Below are 15,996 nucleotides of genomic sequence, written 5' to 3'. Positions count from 1 at the left end.
GCCGGCCCCTTCGCGAGCAGGCTCGCTCCCACATTTGAAATGCGTTTCCCCTGTGGGAGCGAGCCTGCTCGAGAAGATGACACCACGAATGTTATGGAAACTCATCTGTAACTTGATTTAACACAGTCGCGGGTATATACACGCACCATGCTTCCTTCTCAGTGTTTGTGCATCAACCTGCGTCGCGCCGCGCGTGGCGTCAGCAGGCATTACGACGGCGCCCTCGACGGCTTCGGAATCAACGTTGCCCAGTATTCTCTGCTGTGCAATCTGCAGCGTCTGGAGCAACCGAGCATTTCCGAACTGGCCGAAGCGATGGGCCTGGACCGCAGCACCCTCGGGCGCAACTTGCGGGTGCTCGAAGGCGAGGGGCTGGTGGCGCTGGCCGAAGGTGAGGACATGCGCAACCGCATCGTCCGACTCACCGAAAACGGTGTGCAGCGCCTGGCGGCAGCATTGCCAGCCTGGGAAGCGGCGCAGGAGCGCTTGATCGATCGGCTAGGCGCGGAAAAACGCGAGACCTTGCTCAAATTGCTGGATGAACTGGCCTGACGCCGGTTTTTCCGCCCTCAAGCGGGTATATACCCGCGACCGGAGAATAATAATGACATCGATGTGGCGTACGTGCGGTTGGGTGTTGCTGGGGAGTGCGCTGATCCTGGCGTTGTCATTGGGCGTGCGGCACGGGTTCGGTCTGTTTCTATCGCCGATGAGCGCGCAGTTCGGCTGGGGGCGCGAGGTGTTCGCTTTCGCCATCGCCCTGCAAAACCTGATCTGGGGTCTCGCGCAGCCGTTTACCGGTGCGCTGGCCGACCGTTTTGGCGCGGCGAAAGTGGTGCTGATCGGCGGCGTGCTGTATGCGCTCGGGCTGGTCTGCATGGGGTTGTCCGATTCGCCGATGACGCTGTCGCTCAGTGCCGGGCTGCTGATCGGCATCGGCCTGTCCGGCACCTCGTTCTCGGTGATTCTCGGTGTGGTCGGGCGGGCGGTGCCGGCAGAGAAACGCAGCATGGGCATGGGTATCGCCAGCGCTGCCGGGTCTTTCGGCCAGTTCGCGATGTTGCCGGGCACGCTCGGTTTGATCGGCTGGCTCGGCTGGTCGGCGGCGCTGCTGGTGCTGGGCCTGCTGGTGGCGATGATCGTGCCGCTGGTGAGCATGCTCAAGGACAAGCCATTGCCGGTGCTCGGCCATGAGCAAACCCTGTCAGAAGCCCTGCGCGAAGCCTGCTCGCACTCCGGTTTCTGGCTGTTGGCGTTCGGCTTTTTCGTCTGTGGTTTCCAGGTGGTGTTCATCGGTGTGCACCTGCCGGCCTATCTGGTCGACCAGCACCTGCCGGCGACGGTCGGCACCACGGTGCTGGCGCTGATCGGCTTGTTCAATATATTCGGCACCTATACGGCAGGCTGGCTCGGCGGACGCATGTCCAAGCCGCGCTTGTTGACCGGGCTGTATCTGTTGCGGGCGGTGGTGATCGTGCTGTTTCTGTGGCTGCCGGTCACCACGACGTCGGCGTATCTGTTCGGCATGGCCATGGGCTTTTTATGGCTGTCGACAGTGCCGCTGACCAACGGTACGGTGGCGACCTTGTTCGGCGTGCGCAACCTGTCCATGCTCGGTGGCATCGTGTTCCTGTTCCATCAGCTTGGCTCGTTCCTCGGCGGCTGGCTGGGCGGGGTGGTGTACGACCGCACCGGGAGTTATGACTTGATCTGGCAAGTGGCGGTTCTTCTCAGTCTGCTGGCCGCGGCGCTGAACTGGCCGGTGCGCGAGCGCCCGGTCGAGCGCCTGCAACCTCGAGCGAGCGCCGCATGAATCGCTTCTGGCCACGAGTGGCCATTACCGCACTCGGCGCCGCGCTGCTGGCGCTGGTGTGGTGGGGCTGGCAGCAGGGCGGTCTGGCCCTGATGCAGTTGGGGATGAGCATTTGCTAGAAGCCGGCATGGCGAGTAACGTCGAGGCCTGACAACTGCTCAAGGATGTTCGATATGTTGATGCGTTGGTGTGCTGTTCCCGCATTGTTGCTGGCAATGACTGGCCTGGCCCAAGCCGCGGATTGCCCGGAGCTGCTTCAAGGTTCGCTGCCGAAGTTGCGGGCCAAGGAATCCATCGATCTGTGCAAACAGTACGCGGACAAGCCGCTGGTGGTGGTCAACACGGCCAGCTTCTGCGGTTTCGCCCCGCAGTTCGAAGGCCTTGAAGCGGTCAATCAACGTTTCAAGCCGCAGGGCCTGGAAATGCTCGGCGTGCCGTCCAATGACTTCAAGCAGGAATCCAGGGACAGCGCCGAAACCGCCAAGGTCTGTTACGCCAACTACGGCGTCACCTTCAACATGACCGAACCGCAAAAGGTCCGCGGCGACGATGCAACGCACTTGTTCAAGGTGCTGGCTGCGCAGAGCAATGCGCCGAAGTGGAATTTCTATAAATACGTGGTTGATCGTCAGGGCAAGGTCATCGCCAGTTTTTCCAGCCTGACCAAGCCGGATGATCCGGAATTTATCGCGGCGATCGAGAAGGCGATTGCTTCCAAACCGTTGGCCAACTGACTGACGCTTTACCCTGTGGGAGCGAGCCTGCTCGCGAATGCGGTTTGACATTCAAAAGCTGTGTTGGCTGATCCACCGCCTTCGCGAGCAGGCTCGCTCCCACATTTGGATCTGCGGCATTAAAAAAGCCCCGCCTCTAACGAGAGAGCGGGGCTTTTTTGTGGGCGAGGGATCAGCCTCGCCGCGGTGCATCAGAAGCGGTAGGTCGCGCCGACACCGAAACCGTTCGCCGAGTTTTCATACTTGGCGTCGTAGCTCTGGCCACGATTGTTTTCGTTGCGGATATGGACCGACTCTTCCTTCAGGTACGAGTAGGCAACGTCGATAGTCAGGTCGTCGGTCGGGCTCCAGCCGGCACCGATGCTGAAGATGGTCCGATCGCCGGTCGGGATACGAGGCGAGCGGTCTTCGTTGTTGGTCGGCGACTGGTCGAAGGTCAGACCGGTACGCAGTACCCATTCCTTGTTCAACTGGTACGACGTGCCCACAGCGTAAGCCCAGGTGTCGTGCCAGTTCTGGTCTTCGTTGATCGAGCCGAACTGGCCGGCCAGCAGAGGTTGTACACCGGAGTTTTTGACGGTGATCTTGTCCAGTTGGCTCCAGCGGGTCCAGGTGGTACCGGCGTAGACGTTCCAGCGATCATTGATCGCCTGGGTGACCGACAGATCGACGGATTCAGGTGTAGTGATCTTCAGCGAAGCGTCGTACTTCTGGTTGGCGCCAACGCCCACCAGCGCCAGTGCGCCGTACTTGACCTTGGTGTCGCCTTCGAGCTTGTAATCGACTTTGGAGTGGTAGGTCAGGCCCACGCGGGTGGTGTCGGTGGCTTGTACCAGCACGCCGATGTTGTAGCCCAGCGCGGTGTCGTCACCCTTGATCTTGACCTTGCCGTCCGGCAGCGCCTGGGTGATCGACAGGTTCGATTCCAGCGAGCCGTCGATGCGGTTGATGGTCGGACCGAAGCCGATCGACACCTTGTCGTTGAAGGCGTAGCTGACGGTTGGCTGGAAGGTGATGACTTGTACTTCGGACTTGCTGCCGAAGTAACGGCCGGCAAAGCCGTTTTCGTAATCGGTGATCAGGCCGAACGGCACGTACACGCCCAGACCGAATGCCCAGTGATCATCGATCGGCTTGACATAAAAGCCCATCGGCACGGCGGTGAGAGGCACCATGTCACCGTCGTTGCTGCCGCGGTTGGGGCGGGAGCTGGCGTCGCTGATGTCGGTATGTGCGTCGACCAGGGCTACGCCGCCGGTGACTTGTTCGCGCTTGATGCGCGCCATGCCGGCCGGGTTGCCATAAACAGTGCTTGCGTCGTCGGCAGAAGAAGATCGCCCGGCAAAACCAGTCCCCATCCCGCTAATGCTTTGTTCGTTAAGGGCGAAACCCGCCGCGAAAATCTGGGTGGAGGCAAGGGTAACGGCGAGGCTAAGGGTGGTTTTGAGCATGACTTTTTTCATTATTAGAACTCCTGGTGATCACCGGGGCGAAAATTACCAACATTTTCGCCGCAGCGCTATAGCCCGTATGCCTTGAGTTAGAGCGGTTTTGTAGGACAATCCGACCAAAATGGCGGCGTGTTGGGGGAACTTGCAAAACCGCTCGGTCAGCAGGCGACCTGATTCAGCGGTGAAACACAGGTTTGCCACGCGCACGTGAAGTCGCGCAAACGGCCCTGGGGCTGGAAGGTCTGACGCCAGATGCGCGCCATCGCCAACAGATCGTTCGGGGCAGGGAGGGTGGGGTTCTGTTCTTCAACCAGCAGCCAGGCGATGGCAGTGGCGTAACGCAGATTGACGGTCAATTCGACATGTGGACCGCTGAGAAACGCATGCTGACTGGCGAGGCCGCGTACCAGGCTGGCGCGCTCCGGGTCGAGCGCCAGGTAGTCATCCCACAGCGCTTGATGGCGCTGCTCGGCGATGCGGTAGAGCCCGTGGCCACGGCGGTCGTGCAGGGCGGATCCGAGGGCTGACTGGCTGGCGGCGATGCCCAGCAACAGTGATTCGGCAGTGGCGCAGTGACGGCCCAGATAGATCAGCGTGGGGCGAATCACATATCGACACAGTTCACTGGCAGCGATACCCATAAATCCCTCGGTTCTGGTAATGGGTGGCGAGTCCTGAAGAAGGCTTGGCAGCGGTGGATCGGTTCAGGCTCGCCGTGAGCGAATCATGTCGCCCGAGTTGAAGTGTAGTGTCATATTCGCGACGTAAAGGCCTGTTTTTAAATTCTTTCCGGCTTCGAGTTATAACCGTTATATCCGTTGGTACTTAGGCTCGAGGGGTAAAAAGAAAAACATCAGGCAATAAAAAACCCCGCATTTTCATGCAGGGCTTGTGCTTTTGCAGCCTTTTCGGCTCTCAGGCGATCAACGCCTGACGAGTACGATCGATCACGGCCTGCAGCGGTTCGGCGCTGGAGTACTGATCGGGGTACAGACGCTCGCTGTGGCGGGCGATCCCGTGTTCATTGACCACGGTGAAGCTGAAGCAGCCTTTGCGAGCGGCCATGATCATGCAGTTCATGGGGGCAAAAGCGTTGGTTAGGGTGCGAATGGCATCCTGAGTCTGGATTTGAGTAGACATAGTTATTAGGTGTTCCTACAAATGACACGGTTAAGAACCGTGCAACGTTAAAACGTTCCAGTAACGTCGATCACCATTGATCGAACGAAGAACCCGACTGGAACAAAGCAGCCAGTTTGCAGCGCTATTAAGTTGGCGCGCTTTGGGCTGGCAGGTAGGTACTTAGGAGGACAGGCATCACAACGAGGGCAGAGGTTCTGGGCCCAGGGTGAAGATCCTGATCAATCTGCAGGTTGGTTCGGTCAGAGTAAGTGTTCTTCGCAACACCCTTCGCATCAGTGGAAGGCTGTGTTGGCGCAAGATTTACCTGGAAACCATCGAGGGGTCGTTCCCGCTTTTTTCGGTTGAGCTTCTTTGCGAGAGGCTGACCATGGGGATGTATTCGACCGGAATTGACTTTCAGCTTGGTACTAACGCCGCGGATAGTAACGGATCGATATCGCTAAAGCAAATGGCCGGCGAAAAAAACATTGTAGCCCAGCGCCGGGTTTGCCTGGAGTGAAAACGTGGCCGCCCGTAAACGGGCATTTTTCGACCGTCGGTCGGCGAGGTTACGTTGATCAGCCGCGCTGGCAAGCGGCTTATCCGCAGATCAACAGCCAAAACGACCCGAAAAAGCGCAGCGATATAACCGGGTAACAGGTACTTGTGCACATTAGTTGCGCAGGCTGTCACAGCGCTGTCATATCCATCCTGACCCCGGTGGCTGCCTGCATCGAAAGTTTAAGTCAATGAAAAACATCGCTTTTTTTTGTTGGTGAAAAAATCGTCAGTTTGACTGCGAGCCCCGTTCCATAAGGCTTTGCGCGGGTTGCAGGACGGTTGTCCACTGAGTTATCCACAGCTTCTGTGGATTGTCCCGAGCGCTTGCTCTAGCACGGGCGTGCCGGGTTGTTTTTAGACTTTACCTGTAAGAAAAAAAGAGTAGAGTGGCGCGCCTTCCGATTCGTCCCACAGTGCTTTATGAAGTTTCGCTCAGTATCAGACTCTGTTACCTCAGACCTTCCTGCTGTTACTCCGCCCAAGCGATTTTCCGTACGTGTTGCGGAATGGCTGCTCGACAGCCCGCGCCTGAGCACCAGCCATAACGCCAAGCACCTCGCTGGCCGCCTGCTCAAGCAACCGGCGCGCGAAGGCGTGGTCACGGCGCAAAGCCGCCTCGGTCAACTGATGTGCCGCGAGTGCGGTAACGCACGCGATCGACGCATTGGCCAGGAGCTGCTGCGCCAGGCCGCCCGCGCCGGCGACCGTCGTGCACAAAGGGAACTCGGCCAGCTCGAAGACTGAGCTGTCCAAGACCTGACACCTTGGTTAACCTTCAGGCTTTATCGGACCGGCAGGAGTCGCTATGGCTATGGACTTGACCAGCATATTGCTCGGTCTCGCAGCGGCAGGACTGCCCTTGTTGGCTCTTGCCTGGCAGCTGCAACGCCGGGCGAGCAGCGGGCAAGCCGCGCAGGCCTTGCTGGAAGAACGGCTGGCCATGGCGCAACTGGCCCAGGACGGTCTCAATGCGCAGCTCGAGGCCAGTCGCGATGAAGTCGCTGATCTCGGCCAGGCCAACGCCGCCAAACAAGCTGAGCTGGCAGCGTTGCGTCGCGAAGTTGAACTGCTGCAGATCGAGCGCGACGACGCTCGCGACGCCGCCCACGCCTGGAACCTCGAACGCGCCAACAAAGAAGCCGAACTGCGCCGCCTGGATGCGCAAGCAGCGTCGCTGAATGCCGAGCTGCGTGAGCAACAGGAAAGCCATCAACAACGCCTCAACGACCTGCAAGGTTCGCGCGATGAATTGCGCGCGCAGTTTGCCGAGCTGGCCGGCAAGATCTTCGATGAGCGCGAACAGCGCTTTGCCGAAACCAGCCAGCAGCGGCTCGGCCAGTTGCTCGATCCGCTGAAGGAACGCATCCAGTCCTTCGAAAAACGCGTCGAGGAGAGTTATCAGGCTGAGGCTCGTGAGCGCTTTTCGCTGGCCAGGGAGCTCGAGCGTTTGCAGGCGCTGAACCTGCGCCTGAGTGACGAAGCGACCAATCTCACCCGTGCGCTGAAAGGCCAGAAGACCCAGGGCAACTGGGGCGAACTGATTCTCGAGCGAGTGCTTGAACACGCCGGTCTGGAGAAGGGCCGCGAGTATCAGACCCAGGTCAACCTCAAAGGGCCCGATGGCGAGCGCTTCCAGCCGGACGTGATCATTTACCTGCCTGGCGACAAGCAGGTGGTGGTCGACTCCAAGGTCAGTCTGACCGCCTACCAGCAATACGTGGCCGCCGACGATGACACGCTTGGGCAGATCGCGATCAAGCAGCACGTGCTTTCGCTGCGCAATCACGTCAAGGGCCTGGCCGGCAAGGATTACAAGCGTCTGGAAGGGCTGCACAGCCTGGATTTCGTTTTGCTGTTCGTGCCGATCGAGGCGGCGTTCTCGGCAGCGTTGCAGGCCGAACCGACGCTGTTTCAGGAAGCCTTCGATCGCAATATCGTGATTGTCAGTCCGACCACCTTGCTCGCTACGTTGCGGGTGATCGACAGCCTGTGGAAGCAGGAGCGTCAGAGTCAGAATGCCCGGGAAATTGCTGAGCGCGCCGGGTGGCTGTATGACAAGTTTGTGTTGTTCATTCAGGATCTGGACGAGGTGGGCAATCGCTTGCAGCAGTTGGACAAGGCTTACAGTTCGGCGCGTAACAAGCTGACCGAGGGGCGCGGTAATCTGGTCAGTCGCAGTGAGCAGTTGAAGTTGCTGGGCGCGCGGGCGAGCAAGAGTTTGCCGGCTGATCTGCTGGAGCGGGCGATGACGGATGTTGATGGGCTGGTTGAGTTGCCTGACTAGAAGCTTGGCGCGCTCGGTTGTTGAGTGTATATCCGTTGCTTCGGGGGCTGCGGCTGGCGGTTTCGCCCTTACGGCGAGTCCCTTTTTCAAACGCCAAAAAGGAACCAAAAGGCTTTGCTCCTGCGTCCGGCCCTCGCAGGCTCGGGTCCCTTCGCTCCGGGACCGATCCGGGCGCAGCGGCTACGGTTTGCTTCGCTGCACCTACGTCCGCTGTGTACGACTTCGTCGTACGGTCGCTGCGCTCCCACGCCCGGATCGATCCCTGCGCTCAGCCTTCCGATGTCGCCGGTTAGGCAAGATCAAGATCAAGGGCACTCGAGCTAACGCTCATTGTTGAGTGGTTAGAAGCGGTTGTTCGGCTTGGGATTTGTGGTGTGGCTGCCCCTCACCCCAGCCCTCTCCCCCTGGAGAGGGAGCCGATCTTTGGGCTTTTCAGAATCTGAGTTCGACTCGATATCTCAGTCGGCGTATCTCTATCAAACCACTCGGTCAGTCCCCTCTCCCTCCGGGAGAGGGCTAGGGTGAGGGGCTTTTGATTTTCTCTTTGAGGTCACCCCTACAACGGCAAATACCGACTCAACAACGCCCGCAACGCCGCCGGCTTCACCGGTTTGGCCAGGTAATCCAGGCCCGCCGCATGCACTTGAGCAACCATCTCGGGGCGCCCGTCAGCACTGATCACCACCCCCGGCACCGGTTCGCCCAGGCGCGTGCGTAGCCATGCCATCAGTTCGGTGCCGGTGTCGCCGTGGTCGAGGTGATAGTCGACCAGGGCCAGTTGCGGGCGGACGCCTTCGCTGAGCAGCGCTGCGCACTCCTCACGATTGCGCGCGGTCCAGACTTGGCAGCCCCAGCGGCTCAACAGGCTGTTCATGCCGATGAGGATGCTGTCTTCATTGTCGATGCACAGCACCTGTGCGCCGCTGAGCGATTTGCCATTGATTTCGGCGGTGGCGCTGGCCGGCGCGGTTTGTGAGTGTGCGAGCGGTACGCTGACGCTGAATACGCTGCCGCGCCCCGGCCACGAACGCACGCGCAGGGTATGGCCGAGCACTCGGCATAAACCGTCGGCGATGGCCAGGCCGAGGCCGAGGCCTTTTTCGGCGCGGGTCTGGTGGCTGTCGAGGCGTTTGAATTCCTCGAAAATCACCTGCTGTTTGTCCTCGGGAATGCCCGGCCCGCGATCCCAAACCTCCAGGCACAGCTCGCCGCCGCGTCGGCGTACGCCGAGCAGCACCGGGCCTTTGGCGTAGCGGAACGCGTTGGTGAGGAAATTCTGCAAGATCCGTCGCAGCAATTTGATGTCGCTGTCGATGCGCAAATGACTGCCGCGCACGCGGAATGTCAGCCCCTGTTCCTGCGCCAGTGCCTTGAACTCGGCGCCGAGGATGTCGAACAGTTCGTTGAGCGCAAAGGGTTTGCGATCGGGGTTGATCTTGCCGTTTTCCAGACGGGAAATATCCAGCAGATCGCTGATCAGGTCTTCGGCCGAACGCAGCGAGCTGTCGAGGTGCTGTACCAGTTTTTGCGCGTCGCTGCTCAAGCCTTCGCTCTGGTGGGAGAGGGCGGCGGAGAACAGGCGGGCGGCGTTGAGCGGCTGCATCAGGTCGTGGCTGACCGCCGCCAGAAAGCGGGTTTTCGACTGGCTGGCCGCTTCGGCGGTACCTTTGGCCGCGGTCAGCGCAAGGTTGAGCTGCGACAGTTCCTGGGTACGTTCGCTAACCCGTTGTTCCAGCCCTTCGTTGGCTTCGGTCAGCGCCTGTTCGGCTTCGCGAAACGCGGTGATGTCGGTGAAACTCATGACGAAGCCGCCGCCGGGCATCGGATTGCCGATCAGCTCGATTACCCGGCCGTTGGGGAACAGCCGCTCGGACGTGTGCGCGCGGCCCTGGCGCATCCAGTGCAGGCGCCGCGCGACGTGGACTTCCGCTTCGCCGGGGCCGCACAAACCGCGCTCGGCGTTGTAGCGAATGATGTCGGCAATCGGCCGGCCAACGCTGATCAAGCCGTCGGGGTAATTGAACAGCTCCAGATAACGGCGATTCCACGCCACCAGTTTCAGCGACTGGTCGACCACGCTGATGCCTTGGGTGATGTTTTCAATCGCGCCTTGCAGCAGCGCGCGGTTGAATTGCAGCACTTCGGAGGCTTCGTCGGCGATGCGCACGACGTCCTCCAGCTGCATTTCCCGACCTTCGATGGCGGCTTTTACCACTGCGCGCGTTGAAGACGCACCGAGTACACCGGCGAGCAAGCGCTCGGTGTGGGCGATCCATTCACTGTCGGCATTCTGATTCGGGTTGAAGCCTTTGCCCTGGCGGTAGGCGAAACGAATAAAGCTCTGCCGCGCACGTTCTTCGCCGACGAAGCGCGCGGCGAGTTGCAGTAGATCGTCGATCTGCACTGCCAGCATCGAGCGTGCGCTTGGCCGTGCGCTGATTTCCTGGCCGATAAAACGTCCGGCTTGCCAGTGTTCCGACACCCGCGTGCGCGACAGCACCGAGACCCAGGCAAACAGGGTGAAGTTGCCGGCCAGCGACAGCACCACGCCCTGGGTCAGCGGGCTGATCGGCAGGTTCAGCGGGTTGCTGTGCAGCCATGCCAGCCCCGGAAAACTGTTCAGCGACCAACCGAGGCTGTGCGCGGCAATCGGCAAGACCAGCGTGTAAAACCACAGGAATGTGCCCGTGGCGAGGCCGGCAAACACGCCGCGACGGTTGGCCTGCTTCCAGTACAGCGCACCGAGCATGGCCGGGGCCAGTTGCGTCACTGCGGCAAAAGCGATCTGGCCGATGGTTGCCAGGCTCGCGGTGGAGCCGAGCAAGCGATAGCTGACGTAGGCCAGCAACAGAATGACCACGATGCTCACGCGGCGCACCGACAGCATCCACTGGCGGAACACTTCGAACGGCCGCTCGGCATTGTTGCGTCGCAGCAGCCACGGCAACAGCATGTCGTTGGAAACCATGGTCGACAGCGCCACGCTGGCGACGATCACCATACCCGTGGCCGCCGACGCACCGCCGATAAACGCCAGCATCGCCAGCGCCGGATGGGCCTGGGCCAGTGGCAGGCTGATCACGAAGGAATCGGGCAGCACATCACTGGGCAGCATCATCTGACCGGCCAGAGCGATCGGGACTACAAACAGCGCGGCCAGCGCGAGATAAGCCGGAAACACCCATTTGGCCAGGCGCAGATCCTGCGGATCGATGTTTTCTACCACGGTGACGTGGAACTGCCGCGGCAGGCAGATGATCGCCATCATCGCCACGCCGGTCTGCACCACCATCGACGGCCAATTGATCGTCTCTTTCCAGTATTGCTCGAGGCGCGGGGCAAGCATCGCCTGATTGAACAGGTCGTCGAAACCGTCATACAGGCCATAAGTGACGAAGGCGCCAACGGCGAGGAATGCGAACAGCTTCACCAGCGATTCGAAGGCAATCGCCAGGACCATGCCGCGGTGGTGTTCGGTGGCATCGAGGTTGCGAGTACCGAAGACAATGGTGAACAGCGCCAGTACCAGCGACACGATCAGCGCGGTGTCCTGAGCGCGCGTGCCCATCGCGTCGGCGCCGGCGCCGATCAACAGGTTCACGCCGAGGACGATGCCTTTGAGTTGCAGGGCAATATAAGGCAGCACGCCGACCAGACAGATCAGCGCAACGACCACCGCCAGCGATTGCGATTTGCCGTAGCGCGCGGCGATGAAGTCAGCGATGGAGGTGATGTTCTCCTGTTTGCTGATCATCACCATTTTTTGCAGGACCCACGGCGCGCCGACCAGCAGCAGGATCGGCCCGAGGTAGATCGGCAGAAAGGACCAGAGTTGTTCCGCCGCCTGACCGACCGCGCCGAAAAACGTCCAGCTGGTGCAGTAAACCGCAAGCGACAGGCTGTACACCCAGGCACGCACACGCGGCGGCAACGGCGTGCTGCGACGGTCGCCGTAAAAGGCGATGGCGAACATGATGGCCATATAGGCCAGGGCGACGGCGGCGATCAGCCCGGTGGACAGCGACATGCAACACTCCCGGCAAAAGACTCCCCGGCACTCCTGCCGGGCGGACAGTCTGGCATGCGCGCGGCGGTTAGTCAGTGTCGACCATGGTCGTGGCGTGGCGGGGTGTCGCAGGTGTGGAACTGGTTGGTTTTGTGTTGACCGATCAGGCCTCTTCGCGAGCAGGCTCGCTCCCACCTTTGCAATGCATTCTCCCACCTTTGCAATGCATTCTTCCTGTGAGCGAGCCTGCTCGCGAAAGCGTCAGTGCCGCTGCAATGCCATACCCAACAACCTGGGCAGCCGTTAACCTGCGCCGGCATCTGCCCATATGTGCAACGTTCCCTCATTGCCGGGGTTTCGGTTAGCCTGCCTTGGCCATTCTTCTCACGGACCGATCATGAAGATTATCCGCAGCAAAGCCTTCACCGCCGAACGCGCCTGGGGCGCGCTGGACATTGCCAGCATGAACGGCATCACCACGCGTCTGCACTGGACCGACCAGCCATACAAGTGGCACGTCAACGATGGTGAAGAAGTGTTCGTGGTGCTCGATGGCCAAGTGACGATGCATTACCGCGAGCAGGGCGAAGAAAAACAGGTGCAGCTCACTGTCGGTGACATCTTTTACGCCTCGGTGGGCACCGAGCATGTCGCCCATCCGCAAGGCGAGGCGCGGATTCTGGTGATCGAAAGCGAAGGCAGCGTTTGATCTATATTGGCAAAACAGATAACAGTTAGAGATATTACCCGTTATATAGATATTCGATTCAGTTCTACCATGAGCTCAACCTCACCAGAGGACAGGAGTTCATGATGATTTGCCCACACACCGCCAAACCCGGCCTCAAGCCGTTCAGCCAGCTTCAGCACCCGCGCGAAGTGATTCGTCAGTTCACTCCCAACTGGTTCGCCGCGACCATGGGCACCGGTGTGCTGGCGTTGGCGCTGGCCCAACTACCGGTTGCCATCCCTGGCCTGCGCGCCGTGGCTGAAGCGCTGTGGTTGTTCAACATTCTGTTGTTCACCCTGTTTACCGCTGCCTACGCCGCACGCTGGATCCTGTTTTTCGACGAAGCCCGGCGGATTTTCGGCCACTCCACCGTGTCGATGTTCTTCGGCACGATTCCGATGGGCCTGGCGACGATTATCAATGGCTTTCTCGTCTTCGGTTTGCCGCGCTGGGGCGAGGGCGTGGTTGATCTGGCCGAAGCGCTGTGGTGGATTGACGTGGCAATGTCGCTGGCCTGCGGCGTGCTGATTCCCTACATGATGTTTACCCGTCAGGAGCACAGCATCGACCAGATGACTGCGGTCTGGCTGTTGCCGGTGGTCGCTGCGGAAGTGGCCGCGGCCAGTGGTGGTTTGCTCGCGCCGCATCTCACCGATGCCCACGCGCAACTGGTGATGCTGACCACAAGCTACGTGCTCTGGGCCTTTTCCCTACCCGTGGCGTTCAGCATTCTGACGATTCTGCTACTGCGCATGGCCCTGCATAAGTTGCCCCACGAAAACATGGCCGCGTCGAGCTGGCTGGCTCTCGGGCCGATCGGTACCGGGGCGCTGGGCATGTTGCTGCTGGGCAGTGATGCGCCGCTGATCTTCGCTGCCAACGGCTTGCCAGGCATCGGTGAAATTGCGGCGGGTATCGGGCTGGTGGCCGGGATTACCCTTTGGGGCTTCGGTTTGTGGTGGATGCTGATGGCGCTGCTGATCACCGTGCGCTACCTGCGCGATGGCATCCCGTTCAACCTCGGCTGGTGGGGGTTTACCTTCCCGTTGGGCGTGTATTCGCTGGCCACCCTGAAACTCGCGAGCACCTTGAACCTGACGTTTTTCAGCATCGTCGGCACGGCGCTGGTGATGTTGCTGGCGCTGATGTGGCTGATCGTCGGCAAGCGCACCGTGCAGGGCGCCTGGCGTGGCGAGCTGTTTGTCTCGCCATGCATTGCAGGTTTGAAGCAATAATCTGAAAAGTTTAGGTAAGGTGTGGCCTGGAACGCGCTTCGAGATTCCAATAAGCAGTAACCAGGCCTCGCTACCTTAAACATCAGGGAAACACGGAAGATGAGTCACCCCTCACAGTTCAACCTGCTGCGCACCCGGCGCTTCCTGCCGTTTTTCATTACGCAGTCGCTCGGTGCGTTCAACGACAACGTGTTCAAACAGTCGTTGATCCTCGCGATTCTCTATCGGCTGACCATCGAGGGTGACCGCTCGATCTGGGTCAACCTGTGTGCGCTGCTGTTCATCCTGCCGTTTTTTCTGTTCTCGGCGCTGGCCGGGCAGTTTGGCGAAAAGTTCGCCAAGGACGCACTGATCCGTCTGATCAAACTCGCGGAAATCGCGATCATGGCCGTAGGATCAATCGGTTTTCTCTTCGATCATTTGTCGCTGATGCTGGTGGCGCTGTTCGCCATGGGCACTCATTCGGCGCTGTTCGGGCCAGTGAAGTATTCGATTCTGCCGCAGGCGCTGCGTGACGATGAGCTGGTCGGTGGCAACGGTCTGGTGGAAATGGGCACGTTTCTGGCGATTCTCGCCGGGACGATCGGTGCCGGGATCATGATGTCGTCAGAACACTACGCGCCGGTGGTGTCTGCCGCCATCGTCGGCATTGCCGTGCTGGGCTATCTGGCCAGCCGCAGTATTCCGCGCGCGGCGGCGTCCTCCCCGGAGATGCGCCTGAACTGGAACATTTTCAGCCAGTCCTGGGCGACGTTGAAACTTGGCCTGGGCCAGACGCCCGCCGTGTCGCGCTCGATTGTCGGCAACTCGTGGTTCTGGTTCGTCGGGGCGATTTACCTGACGCAGATTCCGGCCTACGCCAAGGAGTGGATGCACGGCGATGAGACCGTGGTCACCCTGATCCTCACGGTGTTTTCGGTGGGCATTGCGCTGGGCTCGATGCTTTGCGAGAAGCTGTCCGGGCGCAAGGTCGAGATCGGCCTGGTGCCGTTCGGCTCGTTCGGCCTGACGGTATTCGGCCTGCTGCTGTGGTGGCATTCCGGCGGAATTCCCGACAGCGTCAGCGGCCATAGCTGGACTGAGGTGCTGGGCTTCGTTCACACCTGGGCGGTGCTGATCGACATTCTTGGCCTGGGCATATTCGGCGGCTTTTATATCGTGCCGCTGTACGCGCTGATCCAGTCGCGCACCGCCGAGAACGAGCGGGCGCGAGTGATCGCGGCGAACAACATTCTCAACGCATTGTTCATGGTGGTTTCGGCGATTGTTTCGATCGTTTTATTGAGCGTCGCCAAGCTGTCGATCCCGCAGCTGTTCCTGGTCGTGTCGCTGCTGAACATCGGCGTCAACGCCTACATCTTCAAGATCGTGCCCGAATTCAGCATGCGTTTCATGATCTGGCTGCTCAGCCATTCCATGTACCGCGTCGAGCACCGCAACCTTGAAGCGATTCCCGATGAAGGCGCGGCGTTACTGGTATGCAACCACGTATCGTTCGTCGATGCCTTGCTGATCGGCGGTGCAGTGCGCAGGCCGATTCGTTTTGTCATGTACTACAAGATCTACAACCTGCCGGTGCTGAACTTTATCTTCCGCACCGCTGGCGCGATTCCCATCGCCGGACGCCAGGAAGATATCCAGATTTACGAAAAGGCCTTCGGCCGTATTGCGCAGTATCTGAAGGACGGCGAGCTGGTGTGCATCTTTCCGGAAGGCAAATTGACTGCCGATGGCGAGATCAACGAATTCCGCGGCGGGCTGACGCGGATTCTCGAAGAGACACCAGTGCCGGTAATTCCGTTGGCGTTGCAGGGGCTGTGGGGGAGTTTCTTCAGTCGCGATCCGAACAAGGGCTTTTTGCGCCGGTTGTGGTCGCGGGTGACGCTGGTGGCGGGTTCGGCGATTACCGAAGGGACTGAGCCGGCGAAGTTGCAAGTGTTGGTGGGCGAATTGCGCGGGGCAGTCAGATAGCCGGCAATTTTGAGGGCCTATTCGCGAGCAGGCTCCCACAGTTGATCGTATGCCTCTGACGGAACGCGATCGAATGTGGGAGCGAGCCT

Annotated in this window: 14 protein-coding genes; 10 read left to right on the top strand and 4 right to left on the bottom strand. The window is 60.1% G+C overall.

Annotated elements, in window-relative coordinates; translation table 11 throughout:
- The first annotated feature begins 147 nt into the window (after nt 1–147).
- Genes V6F91_RS01730 through V6F91_RS01715 form a run of 4 tightly spaced genes read left to right on the top strand, consistent with a single transcriptional unit; the run spans nt 148 to nt 2,547 of the window.
- Nucleotides 148–552, top strand: coding sequence for a MarR family winged helix-turn-helix transcriptional regulator (locus tag V6F91_RS01730; RefSeq protein WP_208938165.1), 405 nt, complete (start codon nt 148–150; stop codon nt 550–552).
- Nucleotides 553–604: 52 nt separating this feature from the next.
- The gene (locus V6F91_RS01725; RefSeq protein WP_332761875.1) at nt 605–1,813 is read left to right on the top strand and encodes an MFS transporter; all 1,209 of its coding nucleotides are present in this window, start codon (nt 605–607) and stop codon (nt 1,811–1,813) included.
- A complete protein-coding gene (locus V6F91_RS01720) occupies nt 1,810–1,932 on the top strand; it encodes a hypothetical protein (RefSeq protein ID WP_332761874.1) in 123 nt (40 codons plus the stop codon). Before V6F91_RS01725 ends, V6F91_RS01720 begins: the two co-directional genes overlap by 4 nt.
- Before the next feature lie 54 nt (nt 1,933–1,986).
- Nucleotides 1,987–2,547, top strand: a complete 561-nt coding sequence (locus V6F91_RS01715) for a glutathione peroxidase (RefSeq protein WP_332761873.1) — start codon at nt 1,987–1,989, stop codon at nt 2,545–2,547.
- Between the two features lie 191 nt (nt 2,548–2,738).
- Here V6F91_RS01715 and V6F91_RS01710 read toward each other — a convergent pair whose 3' ends face one another.
- The 3 genes from V6F91_RS01710 to V6F91_RS01700 all read right to left on the bottom strand — a co-directional run bounded on the left by V6F91_RS01710 (nt 2,739) and on the right by V6F91_RS01700 (nt 5,138).
- On the bottom strand, nt 2,739–4,010 hold the full coding sequence (locus V6F91_RS01710) for an OmpP1/FadL family transporter (protein ID WP_332761872.1): 1,272 nt from the start codon (nt 4,008–4,010) through the stop codon (nt 2,739–2,741).
- Nucleotides 4,011–4,156: 146 nt separating this feature from the next.
- The gene (locus tag V6F91_RS01705) at nt 4,157–4,639 is read right to left on the bottom strand and encodes a hypothetical protein (RefSeq protein ID WP_332761871.1); all 483 of its coding nucleotides are present in this window, start codon (nt 4,637–4,639) and stop codon (nt 4,157–4,159) included.
- A 274-nt stretch (nt 4,640–4,913) separates the two neighbouring features.
- Nucleotides 4,914–5,138, bottom strand: a complete 225-nt coding sequence (locus tag V6F91_RS01700; RefSeq protein WP_332761870.1) for a hypothetical protein — start codon at nt 5,136–5,138, stop codon at nt 4,914–4,916.
- Nucleotides 5,139–5,346: 208 nt separating this feature from the next.
- Between V6F91_RS01700 and V6F91_RS01695 the strand changes: the two genes are divergently transcribed.
- The 3 genes from V6F91_RS01695 to rmuC all read left to right on the top strand — a co-directional run bounded on the left by V6F91_RS01695 (nt 5,347) and on the right by rmuC (nt 7,965).
- Nucleotides 5,347–5,640: a hypothetical protein gene (locus V6F91_RS01695; protein ID WP_332761868.1), complete on the top strand. Its 294-nt coding sequence runs from the start codon at nt 5,347–5,349 to the stop codon at nt 5,638–5,640.
- A 461-nt stretch (nt 5,641–6,101) separates the two neighbouring features.
- Nucleotides 6,102–6,425, top strand: a complete 324-nt coding sequence (locus V6F91_RS01690; protein WP_332761866.1) for a sel1 repeat family protein — start codon at nt 6,102–6,104, stop codon at nt 6,423–6,425.
- 175 nt (nt 6,426–6,600) lie between these two features.
- The gene (gene rmuC / locus V6F91_RS01685) at nt 6,601–7,965 is read left to right on the top strand and encodes a DNA recombination protein RmuC (protein ID WP_332762849.1); all 1,365 of its coding nucleotides are present in this window, start codon (nt 6,601–6,603) and stop codon (nt 7,963–7,965) included.
- A 556-nt stretch (nt 7,966–8,521) separates the two neighbouring features.
- Here the strand turns inward: rmuC and V6F91_RS01680 are convergent.
- Complete coding sequence (locus V6F91_RS01680) at nt 8,522–11,992, bottom strand: NahK/ErcS family hybrid sensor histidine kinase/response regulator (protein WP_332761864.1); 3,471 nt, start codon at nt 11,990–11,992, stop codon at nt 8,522–8,524.
- A 376-nt stretch (nt 11,993–12,368) separates the two neighbouring features.
- Here V6F91_RS01680 and V6F91_RS01675 point away from each other — a divergent pair, with 376 nt between their 5' ends.
- The 3 genes from V6F91_RS01675 (at nt 12,369) to V6F91_RS01665 (ending at nt 15,907) form a co-directional block, all read left to right on the top strand.
- On the top strand, nt 12,369–12,680 hold the full coding sequence (locus V6F91_RS01675; RefSeq protein WP_332761862.1) for a cupin domain-containing protein: 312 nt from the start codon (nt 12,369–12,371) through the stop codon (nt 12,678–12,680).
- 104 nt (nt 12,681–12,784) lie between these two features.
- Nucleotides 12,785–13,936 (top strand): TDT family transporter, encoded by a 1,152-nt coding sequence (locus tag V6F91_RS01670; protein WP_332761861.1) that lies wholly within the window; start codon nt 12,785–12,787, stop codon nt 13,934–13,936.
- Nucleotides 13,937–14,035: 99 nt separating this feature from the next.
- A complete protein-coding gene (locus tag V6F91_RS01665; protein ID WP_332761859.1) occupies nt 14,036–15,907 on the top strand; it encodes an MFS transporter in 1,872 nt (623 codons plus the stop codon).
- Nucleotides 15,908–15,996: the final 89 nt, after the last annotated feature.

This window comes from Pseudomonas koreensis (genome assembly GCF_036668835.1).
In the GTDB taxonomy this organism is placed as follows: domain Bacteria; phylum Pseudomonadota; class Gammaproteobacteria; order Pseudomonadales; family Pseudomonadaceae; genus Aquipseudomonas; species Aquipseudomonas koreensis_I.
This window is presented reverse-complemented; position numbering and strand designations above follow the sequence as displayed.

Bases quoted from the DNA above. Each gene is read 5' to 3' on its own strand.
- V6F91_RS01730 (WP_208938165.1), top strand. From the start codon at position 148: ATGCTTCCTTCTCAGTGTTTGTGCATCAACCTGCGTCGCGCCGCGCGT.
- V6F91_RS01725 (WP_332761875.1), top strand. From the start codon at position 605: ATGACATCGATGTGGCGTACGTGCGGTTGGGTGTTGCTGGGGAGTGCG.
- V6F91_RS01720 (WP_332761874.1), top strand. From the start codon at position 1,810: ATGAATCGCTTCTGGCCACGAGTGGCCATTACCGCACTCGGCGCCGCG.
- V6F91_RS01715 (WP_332761873.1), top strand. From the start codon at position 1,987: ATGTTGATGCGTTGGTGTGCTGTTCCCGCATTGTTGCTGGCAATGACT.
- V6F91_RS01710 (WP_332761872.1), bottom strand. From the start codon at position 4,010: ATGAAAAAAGTCATGCTCAAAACCACCCTTAGCCTCGCCGTTACCCTT.
- V6F91_RS01705 (WP_332761871.1), bottom strand. From the start codon at position 4,639: ATGGGTATCGCTGCCAGTGAACTGTGTCGATATGTGATTCGCCCCACG.
- V6F91_RS01700 (WP_332761870.1), bottom strand. From the start codon at position 5,138: ATGTCTACTCAAATCCAGACTCAGGATGCCATTCGCACCCTAACCAAC.
- V6F91_RS01690 (WP_332761866.1), top strand. From the start codon at position 6,102: ATGAAGTTTCGCTCAGTATCAGACTCTGTTACCTCAGACCTTCCTGCT.
- V6F91_RS01680 (WP_332761864.1), bottom strand. From the start codon at position 11,992: ATGTCGCTGTCCACCGGGCTGATCGCCGCCGTCGCCCTGGCCTATATG.
- V6F91_RS01675 (WP_332761862.1), top strand. From the start codon at position 12,369: ATGAAGATTATCCGCAGCAAAGCCTTCACCGCCGAACGCGCCTGGGGC.
- V6F91_RS01670 (WP_332761861.1), top strand. From the start codon at position 12,785: ATGATTTGCCCACACACCGCCAAACCCGGCCTCAAGCCGTTCAGCCAG.
- V6F91_RS01665 (WP_332761859.1), top strand. From the start codon at position 14,036: ATGAGTCACCCCTCACAGTTCAACCTGCTGCGCACCCGGCGCTTCCTG.